Origin of the sequence: Actinomadura sp. DC4 (assembly GCF_030406325.1) — a bacterium.
Taxonomy (GTDB): domain Bacteria; phylum Actinomycetota; class Actinomycetes; order Streptosporangiales; family Streptosporangiaceae; genus Actinoallomurus.
In genome coordinates, this window is the sequence record NZ_JAUEQY010000004.1 from 320,840 (window position 1) to 336,159 (window position 15,320).

A 15,320-nucleotide genomic window follows, 5' to 3' on the forward strand; every position below is an offset into this window, starting at 1 on the left:
TCCGCGCGCCGCTCGCGCGGGGAGGCGGGGGGTCCCCCTCGGGGAGCGGGGGGTGAGGGGGACCCCTCACCTCTGGCGGGGGCCGGTGGGCTACGCCGGCGTCAGGGGTGCTCGTGGGCGCCGACGGCGGGACCGTGGTCGCCGCTGCGGCCGGGGCCGGGAAGGTCGGTCCGGACGTACGGGGTCGCGCGCTCGGCGGTGAGCGATGATCCGAGCGCGGTCGCGACGTCGTTGCGGAGCTGGGGCAGCTTCGCGTAGAGGGCGTCGCCGGGGCACTGGGTCGAGACGTAGTCGCGGTGGCCGACGATCGAGGCGTGCGGGTCGAGGCCGTAGTCGTCACAGAGCCAGGCGAGGGTCTTGACCAGCGCGTTCCACAGGGCCGTCGGCGGCAGGACGCTCGTGTACGTGCCCTCGTTCTCGATGCCGAGGGTGTGGCCGTTGTTGTTGGCGGTCTGGGCGCCCATGACGTTGGCGCCCTTGCCGATGGCCTCCAGCGAGCGGTTGCGGCCCTCCATCACGTAGCCGCCGCGGCTGATGGTGAGCTGCTGGCCGGTGTCGGACCAGCCGTTGGTGTCCATGTGCAGGTCCTGGCAGTCACGCGACAGCTGGAAGGCGTGGCTCAGGGAGTAGTCGGTGGAGTTGGGGAAGGCCATGTGGTGCACGACGAGATGGTCGGGCGCCGCGATGATCTCCGCCGTGGCCGTGGGAGGCCGGGCGCCCCACTCGGCCCGGGTGTAGACGTGCGGTGCGGAGGCGGCGCGCACCGGGCGTGAGCGGGTGAGATCGGCCGCTCCGATCAAGGCGGCACCACCCGCGACGGCGGCCGCGCGCGCCATGAAGGCACGGCGGTCGAAGGAGGACATGTCGGGCATGGCGGGGGACTCCCTGCGCTTGAGCTGTTTCCGCTCCCGACTAGGTAAATATCCTACGCAGTAACTTAGAGAAAGGTGGAAAAGTCTCCTAACAAAGCACCTTCCTGTTGGCACTTGGCGCAGTCAGTACAGGTCAGTGGTGTGGTCAAATGGCCATCCCCATAAGGGCGACTGGCCGGATGCGGGCACGGATCGGCGTAGGCTGAGGGCTCATGCGCCTTGATCTGACCCAGGACGTCGCGACCCTGACCCGGGCGATCGTCGACATCGAATCCGTGAGCGGAAACGAGAAGGCCCTCGCCGACGCGATCGAGGAGGCGCTGCGCGCGCTGCCCCACCTGACCGTCGAGCGCGACGGCGACACGGTGATCGCACGGACGTCGCAGGACCGGAGCGAGCGCGTCGTGATCGCCGGCCACATCGACACGGTCCCGGTCAACGACAACCTCCCCTCGCGGGTCGAGGGCGACCGGCTGTACGGCTGCGGCACCGGTGACATGAAGGCCGGCGTCGCCGTCCAGCTCAAGCTCGCCACGCTCCCGGAGACCAACCGCGACGTCACGTACTTCTTCTACGAGTGCGAGGAGATCGAGGAGTCGCGCAACGGGCTCAAGCGCATCGGTGAGACCCGGCCCGAGCTGCTCGAAGCCGACTTCGCGATCCTCATGGAGCCCTCGGGCGGCATCGTCGAGGGCGGCTGCCAGGGCACGATCCGGGTGGAGATCAGAGTGCCCGGCGAGCGGGCGCACAGCGCGCGGTCCTGGATGGGCTCGAACGCCATCCACAACGCCGGGGCGGTGCTCGACATCCTGCGCGCGTACGAGCCGCGGCGGCCCGTCGTGGACGGCCTGGAGTTCCACGAGGGCCTCAACGCGGTCTTCATCAGCGGTGGTGTGGCCGGCAACGTCATCCCGGACGAGTGCGTCGTGACCCTCAACCACCGGTTCGCGCCGGACCGGTCGATGGAGGACGCGGAGAAGCACCTGCGCGAGGTCTTCGACGGCTACGAGGTGACCGTGACCGACGGTGCCCCCGGGGCCCGGCCCGGCCTCACGCACCCGGCCGCCGCGGCTTTCGTGGCGGCGGTCGGCGGGGTGGCCGCCGCGCGGGCCAAGCTGGGCTGGACCGACGTCGCGCGGTTCTCCGCGCTCGGCATCCCCGCGGTCAACTTCGGGCCGGGCGAGCCGAGCCTGGCGCACACCCGCGAGGAGTACGTCGAGATCCCGAGGATCTACGCGGGCGAGGAGCGCATGCGCGCCTGGCTCACGGAGTGATTTGACTTCGAGCGCACTCTAAGGGCAAGAGTGGACCCATGACGCAGGCAGTGACCGAGGCATTCACGATCGCGGAGGCGGCCGAGCGTACGGGCGTCTCCACGCACACCCTCCGCTACTACGAGCGCATCGGCGCGCTGCGCGAGCCTCCCGGACGCGCGCCCAGCGGCCACCGCCGCTACACCGAACGCGACCTGGACTGGATCGGCATCCTGACCCGCCTGCGCTCCACGGGCATGCCGATCGCCACCCTGCTCCGCTACGCCGAGCTGGCCAGGGAGGGCACCACGTCCGCCGGCGAGCGCAAGGCGCTCCTGCTGAAGCACCGCGCCGAGGTGGCGGCCCGCGTCGAGCAGCTCCGCGAGGACCTCGCGGTGATCGACTACAAGATCAAGGTCTACGACGACCTCGAACGCGAGCGCCTGGGACTCTGAGTCTCCGGCGGGCGGGCGGGGCGGTGACCGTTCGTCCACCGGCGGATGGCGTACACATGGCGCGTTCGGGAGCGGAGGCAAACCGGTTGCGCCGCTGGTTACGGTATGGGCATGCAATCTGATCAGACAAAGCGTAGGAGGCGGCAGGGCCCGGTCACGCTTCGCGGCAAGGCGATCCCCTCGACCACGACCGATCAGCGGCTCCTCGACTCCCGTGGGCCGTCGGACTGGGTGCACACCGACCCCTGGCGTGTGCTGCGCATCCAGGCGGAGTTCGTCGAAGGGTTCGGGCTGCTGGCCGACCTGCCACACGCGGTGAGCATCTTCGGCTCCGCGCGTACCAAGCGGGACAACGAGGAGTACGCCCTGGCCGAGCGGATCGGCGCGTCGCTGACCGAGGCCGGATACACCGTGATCACGGGCGGCGGCCCGGGGATCATGGAGGCGGCGAACCGCGGGGCGGTCGACGCCGGAGGCGTCTCCGTCGGGCTCGGCATCGAGCTGCCCTTCGAGCAGAGCCTGAACGACTATGTCGACGTCGGCATCGAGTTCCGCTACTTCTTCGTCCGCAAGACCATGTTCGTGAAGTACTCCCAGGCCTTCGTCGTACTGCCGGGCGGTTTCGGCACCCTCGACGAGCTGTTCGAGGCGATCACGCTCGTCCAGACGAAGAAGATCACCAGGTTCCCGATCGTGCTGGTCGGCACCGAGTTCTGGGGCGGCCTGCTCGACTGGGTCAAGAACCAGATGCTGCCCGCCGGCAAGATCTCCAAGGAGGACCTCGACCTCGTCCACCTCACCGACGACCCGAACGAGGTCGTGGAGATCGTCAAGCGCGCTCACGAGACGCACGAACGTCTCCTGGAGGAGCACGCGGCCCAGCAGGAACTCGCCCGCGAGGGAGGGAACGGCTCCTGATGCGCATCTGCGTCTTCTGTTCCTCCAGCGGCCGGATCGACCGACGCTACCTCGACCTCGCCGAGGAGGCCGGCACCGAGCTCGCCCGCCGCGGGCACACTCTCGTCAGCGGCGGCGCCACCGTCTCGTGCATGGGCGCCGTCGCACGCGCCGCACGCGAGGGCGGCGCGCAGACCGTCGGGGTCATCCCCAGGGCACTGGTCGACATCGAGATCGCGGACGACGACGCCGAACTGATCGTCACCGACGACATGCGCTCGCGCAAAGCCGAGATGGATCGCCGGTCCGACGCGTTCCTCGTGCTGCCGGGCGGCCTCGGCACGCTGGAAGAACTCTTCGAGATCTGGACCTCACGCGTCCTCGGCATGCACGAGAAGCCGATCGCGATCCTCGACCCGTACGGCCTGTACGAGCCCTTGGGCGGCCTGATGAAGCACCTCCTGGAGGAGGGCTTCGCCCGGCCGCACATCTTCGACGCGGTCGGCTGGACCGGCTCGGTCACGGAGGCCTTCGACCACCTGGAGCGGTCCCCGGTCCGCATGGAGCCTACGCCGGAGGACTACCTCGAGTCCGAGCCCTAAGCCCCGGGTACAGGGCCCGGTGGGTGCGCGGGAGGGCTGTTCCGGTGGGCTTTTGCCCGGCCGCGTGTTCTGGACGCGGCCGGCCGGACCCGCGGGGCTGCTGCGGGTCTGAGTGCCAAGGCGAGTGGCGCCCGGCGGACGCGGGGGCCGGCGGAGCCGGGCGCTACGGCCGTGGCGGGCCGTTCAGGCGGGGTTTGAGGTGACGGTGTCGCGGACGGTGTGGAGGATGGGGGCGCGGGATCGGTTGTGACGGCCGGTTCTGGTGTGTTTCGTCCGTCCGCGCGTTCTGGGCGGGGTCGGTGAGGGTCGCTGTGGGTCACGGGCCTGCGGCGGGCTCAGGCGAGGCCGCGGCGTGCGACGGCAGGGGTGCGGGAGCCGTTGATCGAAGCGACCATGTCGAGTACCTGGCGGGTGCCGTGGACGTCGTGGGTGCGGAAGACGCGGGCACCGAGCCAGGCGTGTACCGCCATGACCGCCTGTTCCGGCTCGTCGGTCAGAGCCGCCAGGCCCGCGTCGGCGAGGCGTGCGGTCCCGACGAGGTCGGCGGAGGCGACGAGGAGGCCGTCCGGTCGTACGCCCGTCGCCCGCTCGGGCGACGAGCACGCCAGCGCCGCGCCGGTGGAGGCGGCGACCTCGGCGAACGCGTCGCCCACGATGAGGTCCGCCCCCGCCCGTACACAGGCCCCGGCCTGTGCGGCGGTGTCCGGTTCGACGGCGATCGGCGTTCCCGGGTGCCCGGCGCGGACCCGGAGCACCGTCGCCGGGTCGGATGCGACGAGTGCGATGTCGGCGCCGTCGTCCACCCCGTCCGCCATGATGGCGAACGCGCCGGGGCCGAACGTGCGGGTGGCCAGACGCAGCTCCATACCGCCGATCGTGACACACCCCCGTCCGGCGACCCCGACACCCCCTCTGACGCGCGGTCCGCGATCTCCGGTGCGCAGTTGTGGCACGATCGGAGTGGTACAGAGGGGAGCTCGACCTTGCTCGTCACCATCACCGTGGCCCTGGCCGCCGTGGCCGTGCTGGCCGCGATCGTCGTCGTGGCCGTTGGCGGAGGCGGGGAGCTCTCCGCCGAGCACCCCGACCACCCGCCGCTGGCCCTGCCCGGGCGGCGCGCCGTCGGTGGTACCGACGCCGCGCTGCTCCGCCTGCCGCTCGGCCTGTGGGGCTACCACAAGCAGATCACCGACGAGGCGCTCGAACGCTTCGCGTACGAGCTGACCGAGCGCGACACCCGCATCGCCGTCCTCGAGCAGGCGCTCGCCGAGGCGCGCCAGGGCGGGCCCGCGCAGACCGATCCGCGCGCGCTGCCGCGGGGCCGTTACGACGGGCCCGTCACGCGCGAGGACGCGATCGTCACCCGTACGGACCGGACCGGCCCGCGGGCCGCCGCGGATCCGGCGGCGAGGCAGGCGAGCGCCTGGTCGGAGCCCGGGTTCGCCCCGCTGGACGACCCCTGGAAGACGATCACCGACGAACCCCAGGACGACCGCGCGGAGGACGCCCCGGAACCAGCCGCCGGCGAGTGGGCCACCGCCCGTCAGGACGATGAGCGGGCCACCGCCCGTAGCACCGACGACGGGCGGGGCCTGGACCACGCCGACGACGAGTGGGCCACCGCCGGTAACACCGACGACGGGCGGGCCGCCGAGCGTAACGATGGCGGCGAGTGGGCCACCGCCCGTCAGGACGATGAGCGGGCCACCGCCCGTGACAGCGACGACGAGCGGGCCACGGCCCGTGACGCCGACGACGAGCGGGCCGCCGAGCGCAAGGACGACGGCGCGTGAGCCGCGTGGCCGTGCACGCCGCGGTCGACGTCGACGCGACCGCCCAGCAGGTCTGGGACGTGCTCGTCGACTGGCCCAGGCACGGCGAGTGGGTGCCGTTCACCACCGCCGAGGGCGGCGCGGCCGAGGGCGAGCGCGTCGAGGCGTGGACCGGCATCGGCCCGGCGGTCTTCCTCGACACGATGGTCATCGAGGACTGGCGGCCGCCGACACGCGTCACCGTCCGCCACACCGGATGGCCCATCCGCGGCGAGGGCCGGTTCGACCTGCTCGACCTGCCCGGCGGGCGCTGCCGGGTGACCTGGTCCGAGCTCGTCGAACTCCCGCTCGGTGTGGCCGGCCGCCTCGGCTGGATCGGGGCCGGCCCGTTCGTACGTCTCATGCTCCACACGGCGCTCAGGCGTCTCGCTAAACTGTTCGAATGACCGTGACCGGCGCCGACGGGCTGGTGCGCTGCCCGTGGGGCGCGTCAGCGCCCGACTACATCGCCTACCACGACGAGGAGTGGGGGCGGCCCGTACGCGACGACCGCGGCCTCTACGAGCGTCTGTGCCTGGAGGCCTTCCAGTCCGGGCTGTCATGGCTGACGATCCTGCGCAAGCGCCCGGGGTTCCGCCGGGCCTTCGCCGACTTCGACCCGGAGAAGGTCGCCGCGTACGGCCCGGCCGACGTCGAGCGGCTGCTCGCCGACGCCGCCATCGTGCGCAACCGCCGCAAGATCGACGCGACGATCGCGAACGCCCAGGCGGCGCTCGACCTGCCCGGCGGCCTCGCCGCCCTCGTCTGGCGCTACGCCGACCCCGGCGCTCCGGCGCCCAAGACGGCCGCTGACGTGCCCGCCACGACCCCCGGCTCCAAGGCGCTGGCCAAGGAACTCAAGGGCCATGGCTTCCGGCACGTCGGCCCTACGACCGTCTATGCCCTGATGCAGGCGTGCGGCCTGGTCGATGACCATCTGCAGGGATGCCATCGCCGCGGCGCCTACTGATCGGTCACCGCTGAGAGACCGTCCAGGCGCTCGCCCGGCTCAGCGGCCGCTGTCCCGTTCTCCTGTGATTCCGTGGTGGAAGCGCCGCGCCTGAATTGGCGTTGCGGTCCATACTCAGAGCGATTTCGACGCAGTTCTCGCCCGCGTGACCGCTGTGGCTGCTCTTACGCCAGCGGGCGTTCACCTCGTGAACCGTAGTGTCGTATCGGTTTCGGACTTCTTGCCGCAGTCGCCATTTTCATGGCCGCCGTCGTCGCCGTGACGACGGGTCGCGGAGTGGGTCGTGCTCACGTTTCCTCTCCCCAATCGGCTCGATGCGTCTCATCGGCCTCACGACATGGTTTTTGGGCAGCCCGAAAACGCGAACTGGTGTTCGCGCCTCACTTGTGCCGCCCGTTCGCGTGTTTCTCCGCCCGCGCGGTATTCGCGGAGGCCATGTCTTACCTTCGGCGAAGCGTCCGGCGGAGAATTCCCAACGTGCAGCGTACGCATCACTCGATGAAAGGACGAATTATCCTCATTGGTATCGAAAATGCGCTGCGTCCTAAAAGGTGTGCGAGCCGTTTCCACTATTACGTTTGATCGCGGGCTCGCCTACTGATCACCGCCTCGTTCGAGAACGGACGCGGATGGAGTTCCGCGCGGTGCGGCATCGGTACGCGGGCGGCTGCAGACCGACCGCGGACCGGTCCGGCACGAGCGCCGGAATCCTCCGGTGCTCGTGCCGGCCTTACCTATAACGGTCGCCGCAGGCGCTCTCCGAATTGGCCGCAAGCGGCCGGACGCATGGTCTAGGCGAGCCTTCGTAGAGTGCCGGGCGTAATGGGGTGGACCTGTTCGGGTATGTCGTTGAAGCGGACGTGCGCCTTCCCGTGGCCGACCTTGACGACCACGCCCCGGCCGAAGCCGAGTTCCATCGGCCCGTCGAAGCCGGCTCCGGCCCGTACGGTGTCGCCGATGCGCAGGCTTTCTCCGGTGCAGTCAACGATACTCTCGGCGCGCCGTCCCCTGATGGCGCCGGTCGCCGGTCCGCGGGTGAGCCCGACGCCGGCGCCGGCGGCGATTGCCAGCACGAGGAGGACCACCACTCCGGCGGGCGGGCCGTCCACCGCCGAGAGGGCCGCGATGGCGGCGGCGAGTGCGCCGGCGGCCATCACCGCAGTTCGTGCTGCCATGGGTGGGAAGGGTAATCGGGGTCGGGCCGCGGACACTTTGATGTGTCCGATTGAGGCCGCCGTGACAACCTCTCGCCGTCTCGCGCATCGCCTAGCCGCAAATGCGAGCAAACGGCGGCAAAGTGGTCGCCTTACCTGCCTTCGAAGACAGGTTGCTCCTTCTGCAGGAACGCCTTGGTGGCGTTCGCATGGTCCGCGGTGTCCGCGCAGGCCTTCTGCAGCTCCGCTTCCTTGGCCAGCGCGCCGGCCAGGTCGGCCGCCGCCGCGTGCTCCAGGGCCGCCTTGACCGCCCCGTACGCCTGGGTCGGGCCCGCGGCGAGCCGTACGGCCAGCTCCCGCGCCGTCGCGTCGAGCTCCTCCGGGGGCACCACGCGGTTCACGAGGCCGAGCTCCAGCGCCTCGGCCGCGCGTACGGGCTCGGCGAGCAGCAGGAGCTCCAGCGCCTTGGCGCGGCCGACCAGACGCTGCAGCGTCCACGACATGCCGCTGTCCGGCGCGAGTGCGATCTTGGTGAAGGCGGTGGCGAATGACGCCTTCTCCGAGGCGATCCGCAGGTCACAGGCCAGGGCGAACGCGAAGCCCGCGCCCGCCGCCGTGCCGTTGACCGCCGCGACGACCGGCTTGGGCATGCGGGTCAGGCCCAGCACGATCGGGCCGTAGTGGTCCTCCAGCGTGCCGGCGAGGCCGAGGCCCCGCTCCAGGTTGGCGGCGTGCTCGCGCAGGTCCTGCCCGACGCAGAACGCGCGGCCGGAGCCGGTCAGGACCACGGCGCGTACGGCGGCGTCGTCGCGCGCCCGCTCCACCGCCTCGCGCAGCTCCGTCTTCGTCGCGGCGGTCAGCGGGTTCATCGCGTCCGGGCGGGCGAATGTGATCGTTGCCACACCGTTCGCCACGTCGTACTGCACGCTCGTCGGCACCGTCAGGCTCCTAAGGTCGGTCACTGTGCGTCGGCGGTTGACCATCGAGGCAACGATCGACGAACCGGGAGGCCGCAGGCAAGAGCCGCGTCGCCTCCGCGTCGAAGAAACGGGCGGCCTTGGCCCCCGGCCAGTCGTCCGGCAGCAGCATCGCGGGCAGCCCGGGGTCGCGGAACAGGAACTTGCGCCACTCGTGCACCAGGTGGCTCCGCACGGCGAACGCCTGCTCGTCGGCGGGTTCGCGGCAGGTGGCCAGGAGCTCCTCGGCCTCGCCGAGCCAGCGTTCGTACGCCCTGGCCAGCCCGTCCAGGTCCCACGCCCGCGCCACCAGGCCGCGCGCGTCGCCGTCGTAGCTGGAGGAGAACCGCTCCGCGCGTACGCCCTCGGCCTCGAACAGGGCCTCCAGCTCACCGGAGGCCCGCGGGCTGATCCACGTCGTGTCGTCGAGCGCGGCGTACCCGAGGTAGCCGAGCCCGGCCCGCAGCCGCTCGCGCCGCGCCCGGTCGGGAATATGCTGGATAACGAGCAGATGCCAGTGTCCGTCCCATGCGTCAGGAGCGTCCCGGTAGATCCGCCGTCCGGCCTCGTCGAGGCGCCGTACGGCCTTGGTGGTCAACGCGTACCCGCGGCCCTGAGGCAGCCGCACCGGTGACAGCCAACCCTGCCGGACCATGCGCGACACCGCCGTACGGGCGGCCGGAGCGGCGATGTCCAGGGCGGCCAGCAACCGTACGAGAGAGGCGATCGGTGCGCTTCTCCCACGCGTCCGGAGGTGGTCGCCGTAGAGGTCGAAGAGGGCGGAGCGGGCATTCATAGAACTCCAGTCTGACGATCACCGAGCTGATCGTTACCACTTAGCGTCCCGAAAACGGGATAATGGTCCACCACAGTTGACGTTGATGCGGCAGGCGGGTCAGCGGCCAAGGAAGCCCGGCGGCCCCACGCGGCCCTAGGCAGGAAGGGGATGCACGCATGGCGGCGATGAAGCCGCGGACAGGCGATGGTCCGCTCGAAGTTACCAAGGAGGGGCGCGGAATCGTCATGCGTGTCCCGCTCGAAGGTGGCGGGCGGCTCGTTGTCGAACTGTCGGCAGATGAGGCAGGCGAGCTCGGGGACGCTTTGAAGGGTGTCGTCGGCTAGGACGCCGCGCCCGCCATCGGCGGGACCGTTCCGGCCGACGTGAATATCGAGCGAGGCCCCGGCGGATGCCGGGGCCTCGCTGCTCATTGAGAGAGGGAACGTGCCACTACAGACGCAGCTCCGCGCGTTCGACGAGACGATCCGGAACGCGGCGGGGTCGGCCGAGGCGGTCGCGGTCCCCGTACGGCCCGGCCCCGAGGTGGACCCCGCGTACGCGGACGGCCTCGCGGGCATGTTCGCGCTCGGCGCGGCGGACCTCCTCGCGCACGAGGAGGCCAAGGGAGAGCCGGGAGAGGTCGTACGCGCGCCGTTCCGCATGGGCGACGGCATCACCGAGCTGTTGCTGTTCGGCGTGGGCGACGGCTCACCGGCCGCGCTCCGCAAGGCGGGCGCCACCCTCGCACGGCAGGTCAGAGGCCGGGGCGCGGTCGTCGTCGGCGGCCCGTCCTCCTCCGATGACGAGGCTCTCGCGGCCTTCGCGGAGGGACTGCTGCTCGCCTCCTACGACTTCCGCGTCGGCGGACCGGCCAAGCGGCCCGGCGCCGAGTCGATCAGCGTCGTCAACGTGTCCTCCGCCGCGCTCGATCGCGGCGCCGCGATCGCCCGCGCGGTGACCCTGGCGCGCGACCTCACCAACACGACGTCGCTGGACAAGACCCCGCAGTGGCTGGCCGACCGGGCGTCGGACCTCGCCGGCGAGGCGGGCCTGAGCGTCCGCGTACGCGACGAGGGCGTGCTGGCCACCGAGGGCTTCGGCGGGCTCGTCGCCGTCGGCTCCGGCTCCGCGCGGCCGCCCCGGCTGATCGAGCTGACCTACGCGCCGGACGGCGCCGACCGGCACATCGTGCTCGTCGGCAAGGGCATCACGTTCGACTCCGGCGGGTTGTCGCTGAAGTCCAACGAGGGCATGAAGACGATGAAGACCGACATGGCGGGCGGCGCCGTCGTGATCGCGGTTCTGGGCGCCCTGCGCGCGCTCGGCGTGTCGGCCAAGGTCACCGGGCTGGTCGCGGCGGCGGAGAACATGCCGTCGGGCTCGGCGATGCGCCCCGGCGACGTCATCCGCCACTACGGCGGCACGACCTCGGAGGTCCTCAACACCGACGCCGAGGGGCGGCTGGTCCTCGCCGACGCGCTCGCGTACGCCGACGCGGAGCTCGACGCGAGCGCGGTGGTCGACATCGCGACGCTCACCGGCGCGGCCAAGGTGGCGCTCGGCACGCGCCACGGCGCGCTGTACGCCACGGACGAGACGCTCGCCGGGGATCTGATCGGCGCGGGGAAGTCGAGCGGCGAGGCCCTCTGGCGGATGCCGCTGGTCGACGACTACCGCGCCGCCATCGACTCCGACATCGCGGACGTCGCCAACGCGGGCCGCGGCGGCTTCGGCGCGGGGTCGATCACGGCCGCGCTGTTCCTGCGGGAGTTCGCGGGCGAGCGCCCGTGGGCCCACCTCGACGTGGCCGGCCCGGCGCGCGCAGCCTCCGACGACGGCGAGATCACCAAGGGAGCCACGGGCTTCGGCGTACGCCTCCTGCTCCGCTGGCTCACCTCCGCCTAGGGCGCTCGCGCAGGTCCGTGGCGGGCAGGGCGCGGCGGCGGATCTCGGCGAGGATCTCCTCCACGCCGGGGTCCCAGCCGGGCGAGATCGGAATCGACCAGTGGGCCGTCGGCACGCCCGGCAGGTCACCGGAGGACAACGCCAGCAGCTCCGCGCTCGGCGGCGGGCCCAGCCGATCGGCGCCGTCGCTCGTGGGCAGGAACGCCAGGTGGTCCTCCAGCGCCCGGCGGCCGCGCGGGACCGGAGTGCTCCACAGCACCACCGCGGCCAGGTCCGTCCAGCCCAGCGAACGGTCGCGGGCACGAGGCCACGGCCACGGCGCCGGCAGGCGTACGCCCCGGTCGTCGAGTTCGAGCACCGGCCGGCGTGCCAGCAGGCGCCCGGCCGTCGCGGTCAGTCCGGCGGCGCACAGCACGATCCCGGCCACGCCGACCAGCAGGTAGAGGACCGCGCCGATGCCCGGCAGGGCCGGCACGGCGGTCGCCGCGAAGACGGCCGAGAAGACGAGCAGCACGAAGGCGCACCCCACCGGCCGTACGTCACCCGCGACGGGCCGCCGGAGTACTCTCATTCACCCTTGACCGCGGCGAGGAGCCCGTCCCCGACCGGCAGGAGCATCGGCGTCAGCCGGTCGTCGTCGCGTACGAGGCGGCCGAGCTCGCGCACCGCGACGGTGTCGGGCGTGCGGTTGGTGGGGTCGGCGACCGTGTCGCCGCACAGCGCGTTGTCGAAGGCCACCACGCCGCCGGGCCGCAGCAGCCGCAACGCCTCGGCGAGGTAGTCGGGGTACTCCTGCTTGAGCGCGTCGCAGAACACCAGGTCGTACGCGCCGTCGGTGAGCCGCGGCAGCACGTCGAGCGCGCGGCCCGTGATGAGCCGGGCGCGCGAGGTCGGGAAGCCGGCCTCGGCGTACGCCTCGCGGGCCAGCCGCTGGTTCTCCGGCTCGACGTCGACGCTCGTCAGCACGCCGCCCTTCTGCATGCCGCGCAGCAGCCAGATGCCCGACACGCCGCACCCGGAGCCGACCTCGACGACCGTGCGGGCGCTGATGGCGGTCGCGAGGAACCGAAGAGCGGCACCGGCGCCCGGCCCGATGGGCATGGCTCCGACGTCCTCTCCCCGCTGCCGGGCGTCGCGCAGCGCCTCGTCCTCAGGGAGGTATTGCTCAACGTAGGCCAGAGTGGCCTTCACCGCGTCGATGACTCCTCCTTGGGGCCGCATGAGCCTGCGAGGTCAAAGACTACTGCGGTGGGGGAACTCCACCGCCTACCGTCACGTTCTTCAGTGGGGCCACGGCAGCCGGTAGGCGGAAAGGAAGAAACGGGGCAGTATGGCGGTGGCAGAACTCTTGCGTGAGAGGGGAGAGACGGTGCGGGACGCCGGCATCGCCTGGACACCCCCGACGTGGGACGAGATCGTCCGCGAACACTCCACCCGCGTCTACCGCCTGGCCTTCCGTCTCACGGGCAACCCGCACGACGCCGAGGACCTCACGCAGGAGGTCTTCGTCCGCGTGTTCCGGTCGCTGGCCAACTACCAGCCCGGCACCTTCGAGGGCTGGCTGCACCGCATCACCACCAACCTCTTCCTCGACCAGGCGCGCCGCCGTCAGCGCATCCGGTTCGAGGGCCTGGCCGACGACGCCGCCGAGCGGCTCCATGGCCACGAGCCCACGCCCGCGCAGGCCTACGACGACAAGAAGCTCGACGCCGACGTGCAGGCGGCGCTCGACGGCCTGGCGCCGGACTACCGCGCGGTCGTCGTGCTCTGCGACATCGAGGGCCTGTCCTATGAGGAGATCGCGGCGACCGTCGGGGTGAAGCTCGGCACCGTCCGCAGCCGCATCCACCGCGGCAGGGCGCAACTGCGCGCCGCGCTCGAACACCGCGGCCCCCGCCGGCGCACCGCGGCAGGTCCCACAGAGGCCACGGGGGAGGCCGTATGACCGAAGCGAGCGACACCGCGGCGAAGAAGGCCATGACCGAGCGGAGCAAGCGATCCGGCGAGTACGGCATGGGGTCGACGAAGGAGGTTCCATGACCCATCTCGGAGAACGTCTCACCGCCCTCGTCGACGGCGAGCTGGGTCACGACGAGCGCGACCGCGCCCTCAACCACCTCGCCGCCTGCGACGAGTGCCGGGCCGAAGCCGACGCGCTGCGCACGCTCAAGCGGCGCCTTCGCGCCATGGGCGACGCGCTGCCGGCCGAGAGCCTCCTCGAACGCCTTACGGCGATGGGAGAGCCGGGCGGCCCGCTGCCCCCGGTCGTCCGCCGCCTGCCCGGCCACACCCGCGTACCGGCCGCCACACGACCGCGCGACACCCGTCCCGCACGGCGTGCCGCCACGTCACGCCGCCGCATGCCGCGCGGCCGTTATCTGCTCGCCGGGGCCGCGACCCTGGCCGTACTCGGCGTCGGCTCCGCCGCCTTCGCCGCGGGCTCGGAGCCGCGCTCACTGCCGCGTGTGGCGCCGTCGATCGAGCAGTTCGCCGTCGAGCACGCGCTGACCTCGGGCGACGTCCCCCTCACCGACCCCAAGCCGGCAGAGAAGACCAGCGATAGCCCGTGACGGAACGGACCTCACGCAACTCGTGGATGGCGGGCGGCATCGCCGCCGCGCTCCTCATGCTCTGGTTCGTGACGACGGGCGACACGGCGAGCGGCGCGCGGCTGCGGTCCGACCCCGAGGCGCTGCGGCTGCTCCGCAACGCCGAGAGCGCCGCCCGCACGACCTCCTACGAGGGCACGCAGTTCATCACCGCGTGGAGCCGCAGCGGGATGGCGACCACGTCGCTGGTCAAGGTGGAGCACGTCCCCGGCGACGGCACCCGCATGCGGGTGCAGAGCACGACCGCGGACCAGGGCGGCCAGATGTTCGAGGCCGACGACTCCCAGCACACCGGCGGGCTCACCGGCTACACGCCGAAGATGCTCGACCTCCTCGCGCGCAACTACGCGGTGGTCCGCGCCGGGCAGGGCGAGGTGTCCGGCCGTCCCACCTCGGTGATCGAGGCGCGGCGCGCCGACGGCACCGCGGCCGGCCGGTTCCACATCGACCGGGAGACCGGGCTGATGCTCCGGCGCGAGCTGCTCGACCAGCAGGGCCGCGAGGTCAACCTCACGTTCTTCACCGAGATCCGGCCGTCGGTGCCCAAGGCGCGGGTCGTGGCCGCGGTGGCGCCGCGTACGGTCGAGATGCCCTGGGCGCACCAGCTCGCCGGCGCCGACCTCGGCTCGCTGCGCTATCACGGCTGGCCCGTGCAGTCCGGCCTGCCCGACCGGCTCAGCCTGTACGACGCCCGGCAGCTCGACGGCGACGGCCCGGTCGTGCACCTCAGCTACTCCGACGGCCTGTCGGTGGTGTCGGTCTTCGTGCAGCGCGGCACGCTCGACGCGAGCAGCGTCGCGCACTGGCGCAAGGCGACCCGCGGCGGCCGTACGGTCTACCTCCGCGACACGGTGCAGCAGCGCGCGATGTGGGCCAGCCGGGGCTATGTCTTCACGGTTCTGGCCGACGCCCCGCCGCCCGTGGTGGACAACGCGGTGGCCGCGCTGCCCCACGGCGGCACCGGATTCTGGGAACGTCTGGGACGGGGGATGAATCGTCTTACGTCCTGGGCCAACCCATTTGACTGATCTGCAAAGATCCCGTTGGCTGGGATGCTC

The 15,320-nt window shown here is 71.9% G+C and carries 20 protein-coding genes; 12 read left to right on the forward strand and 8 right to left on the reverse strand.

Annotated features, from left to right (window positions below; genetic code table 11):
* Positions 1 to 101: 101 nt before the first annotated feature.
* Entirely contained in the window at positions 102 to 872 is a 771-nt protein-coding gene (locus QWU11_RS08795) for a peptidoglycan recognition family protein (RefSeq protein ID WP_290104555.1), read from the reverse strand.
* A gap of 212 nt (positions 873 to 1,084) precedes the next feature.
* On the opposite strand from QWU11_RS08795, the gene dapE reads away from it, so the two are divergent.
* The 4 genes from dapE (at position 1,085) to QWU11_RS08815 (ending at position 4,079) form a co-directional block, all read left to right on the forward strand.
* Positions 1,085 to 2,146 carry a succinyl-diaminopimelate desuccinylase gene (dapE, locus tag QWU11_RS08800; protein ID WP_290104556.1) on the forward strand — a complete coding sequence of 354 codons (1,062 nt, stop codon included), beginning with the start codon at positions 1,085 to 1,087 and terminating at the stop codon, positions 2,144 to 2,146.
* A 38-nt stretch (positions 2,147 to 2,184) separates the two neighbouring features.
* Positions 2,185 to 2,580, forward strand: a complete 396-nt coding sequence (locus QWU11_RS08805) for a MerR family transcriptional regulator (protein WP_290104557.1) — start codon at positions 2,185 to 2,187, stop codon at positions 2,578 to 2,580.
* 111 nt (positions 2,581 to 2,691) lie between these two features.
* Positions 2,692 to 3,498, forward strand: coding sequence for a TIGR00730 family Rossman fold protein (locus QWU11_RS08810; RefSeq protein ID WP_290104558.1), 807 nt, complete (start codon positions 2,692 to 2,694; stop codon positions 3,496 to 3,498).
* On the forward strand, positions 3,498 to 4,079 hold the full coding sequence (locus tag QWU11_RS08815) for a TIGR00730 family Rossman fold protein (RefSeq protein WP_290104559.1): 582 nt from the start codon (positions 3,498 to 3,500) through the stop codon (positions 4,077 to 4,079). The genes QWU11_RS08810 and QWU11_RS08815 overlap by 1 nt, the downstream gene beginning before the upstream one ends.
* 335 nt (positions 4,080 to 4,414) lie before the next feature.
* On the opposite strand, the gene QWU11_RS08820 is transcribed toward QWU11_RS08815, so the two are convergent.
* On the reverse strand, positions 4,415 to 4,945 hold the full coding sequence (locus QWU11_RS08820) for a hypothetical protein (protein ID WP_290104560.1): 531 nt from the start codon (positions 4,943 to 4,945) through the stop codon (positions 4,415 to 4,417).
* 117 nt (positions 4,946 to 5,062) lie between these two features.
* On the opposite strand from QWU11_RS08820, the gene QWU11_RS08825 reads away from it, so the two are divergent.
* From QWU11_RS08825 to QWU11_RS08835, 3 genes are read left to right on the forward strand one after another with little or no spacing between them, the layout of a single operon-like run.
* Positions 5,063 to 5,872: a hypothetical protein gene (locus QWU11_RS08825; protein WP_290104561.1), complete on the forward strand. Its 810-nt coding sequence runs from the start codon at positions 5,063 to 5,065 to the stop codon at positions 5,870 to 5,872.
* A complete protein-coding gene (locus QWU11_RS08830; RefSeq protein ID WP_290104562.1) occupies positions 5,869 to 6,297 on the forward strand; it encodes an SRPBCC family protein in 429 nt (142 codons plus the stop codon). The genes QWU11_RS08825 and QWU11_RS08830 overlap by 4 nt, the downstream gene beginning before the upstream one ends.
* Complete coding sequence (locus tag QWU11_RS08835; protein ID WP_290104563.1) at positions 6,294 to 6,860, forward strand: DNA-3-methyladenine glycosylase I; 567 nt, start codon at positions 6,294 to 6,296, stop codon at positions 6,858 to 6,860. Before QWU11_RS08830 ends, QWU11_RS08835 begins: the two co-directional genes overlap by 4 nt.
* Positions 6,861 to 6,864: 4 nt before the next feature.
* Here the strand turns inward: QWU11_RS08835 and QWU11_RS47265 are convergent, their stop codons facing one another.
* From QWU11_RS47265 to QWU11_RS08850, 4 genes are all read right to left on the reverse strand, one after another.
* Positions 6,865 to 7,044 carry a DUF397 domain-containing protein gene (locus QWU11_RS47265; RefSeq protein WP_354670818.1) on the reverse strand — a complete coding sequence of 60 codons (180 nt, stop codon included), beginning with the start codon at positions 7,042 to 7,044 and terminating at the stop codon, positions 6,865 to 6,867.
* Between the two features lie 607 nt (positions 7,045 to 7,651).
* Positions 7,652 to 8,035, reverse strand: coding sequence for a hypothetical protein (locus QWU11_RS08840; protein ID WP_290104564.1), 384 nt, complete (start codon positions 8,033 to 8,035; stop codon positions 7,652 to 7,654).
* A 131-nt stretch (positions 8,036 to 8,166) separates the two neighbouring features.
* On the reverse strand, positions 8,167 to 8,997 hold the full coding sequence (locus QWU11_RS08845; protein WP_290104565.1) for an enoyl-CoA hydratase-related protein: 831 nt from the start codon (positions 8,995 to 8,997) through the stop codon (positions 8,167 to 8,169).
* Positions 8,963 to 9,766: a PaaX family transcriptional regulator C-terminal domain-containing protein gene (locus QWU11_RS08850; protein WP_290104566.1), complete on the reverse strand. Its 804-nt coding sequence runs from the start codon at positions 9,764 to 9,766 to the stop codon at positions 8,963 to 8,965. The genes QWU11_RS08845 and QWU11_RS08850 overlap by 35 nt, the downstream gene beginning before the upstream one ends.
* 158 nt (positions 9,767 to 9,924) lie before the next feature.
* Here QWU11_RS08850 and QWU11_RS08855 point away from each other — a divergent pair, with 158 nt between their 5' ends.
* Positions 9,925 to 10,092, forward strand: a complete 168-nt coding sequence (locus tag QWU11_RS08855; protein WP_141954058.1) for a DUF3117 domain-containing protein — start codon at positions 9,925 to 9,927, stop codon at positions 10,090 to 10,092.
* Positions 10,093 to 10,192: 100 nt separating this feature from the next.
* On the forward strand, positions 10,193 to 11,653 hold the full coding sequence (locus QWU11_RS08860) for a leucyl aminopeptidase (RefSeq protein ID WP_290104567.1): 1,461 nt from the start codon (positions 10,193 to 10,195) through the stop codon (positions 11,651 to 11,653).
* Here QWU11_RS08860 and QWU11_RS08865 read toward each other — a convergent pair.
* Positions 11,640 to 12,224 carry a hypothetical protein gene (locus QWU11_RS08865; RefSeq protein WP_290104568.1) on the reverse strand — a complete coding sequence of 195 codons (585 nt, stop codon included), beginning with the start codon at positions 12,222 to 12,224 and terminating at the stop codon, positions 11,640 to 11,642. The two genes, QWU11_RS08860 and QWU11_RS08865, sit on opposite strands and share 14 nt — an antisense overlap.
* A complete protein-coding gene (locus tag QWU11_RS08870) occupies positions 12,221 to 12,874 on the reverse strand; it encodes an O-methyltransferase (RefSeq protein WP_290104569.1) in 654 nt (217 codons plus the stop codon). The genes QWU11_RS08865 and QWU11_RS08870 overlap by 4 nt, the downstream gene beginning before the upstream one ends.
* Positions 12,875 to 12,983: 109 nt before the next feature.
* Here QWU11_RS08870 and sigE point away from each other — a divergent pair, with 109 nt between their 5' ends.
* The 3 genes from sigE to QWU11_RS08885 all read left to right on the forward strand — a co-directional run bounded on the left by sigE (position 12,984) and on the right by QWU11_RS08885 (position 15,290).
* Positions 12,984 to 13,598, forward strand: coding sequence for an RNA polymerase sigma factor SigE (sigE, locus tag QWU11_RS08875; RefSeq protein WP_290104570.1), 615 nt, complete (start codon positions 12,984 to 12,986; stop codon positions 13,596 to 13,598).
* A gap of 91 nt (positions 13,599 to 13,689) precedes the next feature.
* On the forward strand, positions 13,690 to 14,223 hold the full coding sequence (locus QWU11_RS08880) for a zf-HC2 domain-containing protein (RefSeq protein ID WP_290104571.1): 534 nt from the start codon (positions 13,690 to 13,692) through the stop codon (positions 14,221 to 14,223).
* Complete coding sequence (locus tag QWU11_RS08885; protein WP_290104572.1) at positions 14,220 to 15,290, forward strand: sigma-E factor regulatory protein RseB domain-containing protein; 1,071 nt, start codon at positions 14,220 to 14,222, stop codon at positions 15,288 to 15,290. The genes QWU11_RS08880 and QWU11_RS08885 overlap by 4 nt, the downstream gene beginning before the upstream one ends.
* The last annotated feature ends 30 nt before the right edge of the window (positions 15,291 to 15,320 follow it).

Coding starts and splice junctions, on each gene's coding strand:
- QWU11_RS08865 (WP_290104568.1), bottom strand. CDS start 12,224: ATGAGAGTACTCCGGCGGCCCGTCGCGGGTGACGTACGGCCGGTGGGG.
- QWU11_RS08855 (WP_141954058.1), top strand. CDS start 9,925: ATGGCGGCGATGAAGCCGCGGACAGGCGATGGTCCGCTCGAAGTTACC.
- QWU11_RS08840 (WP_290104564.1), bottom strand. CDS start 8,035: ATGGCAGCACGAACTGCGGTGATGGCCGCCGGCGCACTCGCCGCCGCC.
- QWU11_RS08810 (WP_290104558.1), top strand. CDS start 2,692: ATGCAATCTGATCAGACAAAGCGTAGGAGGCGGCAGGGCCCGGTCACG.
- QWU11_RS08845 (WP_290104565.1), bottom strand. CDS start 8,997: ATGGTCAACCGCCGACGCACAGTGACCGACCTTAGGAGCCTGACGGTG.
- QWU11_RS08820 (WP_290104560.1), bottom strand. CDS start 4,945: ATGGAGCTGCGTCTGGCCACCCGCACGTTCGGCCCCGGCGCGTTCGCC.
- QWU11_RS08880 (WP_290104571.1), top strand. CDS start 13,690: ATGACCCATCTCGGAGAACGTCTCACCGCCCTCGTCGACGGCGAGCTG.
- QWU11_RS08850 (WP_290104566.1), bottom strand. CDS start 9,766: ATGAATGCCCGCTCCGCCCTCTTCGACCTCTACGGCGACCACCTCCGG.
- dapE (WP_290104556.1), top strand. CDS start 1,085: ATGCGCCTTGATCTGACCCAGGACGTCGCGACCCTGACCCGGGCGATC.
- QWU11_RS08835 (WP_290104563.1), top strand. CDS start 6,294: ATGACCGTGACCGGCGCCGACGGGCTGGTGCGCTGCCCGTGGGGCGCG.
- sigE (WP_290104570.1), top strand. CDS start 12,984: ATGGCGGTGGCAGAACTCTTGCGTGAGAGGGGAGAGACGGTGCGGGAC.
- QWU11_RS08795 (WP_290104555.1), bottom strand. CDS start 872: ATGCCCGACATGTCCTCCTTCGACCGCCGTGCCTTCATGGCGCGCGCG.
- QWU11_RS08815 (WP_290104559.1), top strand. CDS start 3,498: ATGCGCATCTGCGTCTTCTGTTCCTCCAGCGGCCGGATCGACCGACGC.
- QWU11_RS08805 (WP_290104557.1), top strand. CDS start 2,185: ATGACGCAGGCAGTGACCGAGGCATTCACGATCGCGGAGGCGGCCGAG.
- QWU11_RS08870 (WP_290104569.1), bottom strand. CDS start 12,874: ATGCGGCCCCAAGGAGGAGTCATCGACGCGGTGAAGGCCACTCTGGCC.